Below are 313 nucleotides of genomic sequence, written 5' to 3' on the forward strand. Positions count from 1 at the left end.
CCCCCCACATAAACCCCTCTATATCCGCCGGCCGCGCCATTTGTTAAAACCCCCCCGCGGCCCACGCGCGGCGCGGGTGGCACGCCATCCTCGGCGAGGCGGCGCGCGAACCGATGTTCCTGCTCCTGCTCGGCGCCGCGCTGCTCTACCTGCCGCTGGGCGAGCCGCGCGAGAGCATCTTCCTGCTGCTGATGGTCGTGCTCATGCTGGGCATGACGCTGTACCAGGAAGGGCGGACGGAACGCGCGCTGCAGGCCCTGCGCAACCTGAGCGCGCCGGCCGCGGCCGTGATCCGCGACGGCCGCCTCCAGCG

At 71.9% G+C, this 313-nt stretch carries 1 protein-coding gene; it reads left to right on the forward strand.

Annotated features, from left to right (window positions below):
* Positions 1-113: 113 nt before the first annotated feature.
* A partial coding sequence (locus tag ACEN88_RS35030) for a hypothetical protein (protein WP_413347028.1) occupies positions 114-313 on the forward strand: 200 nt, incomplete at its 3' end.

Source organism: Massilia sp. CT11-108 (assembly GCF_047302915.1).
Classification (GTDB): Bacteria; Pseudomonadota; Gammaproteobacteria; order Burkholderiales; family Burkholderiaceae_D; genus Telluria; species Telluria orientalis.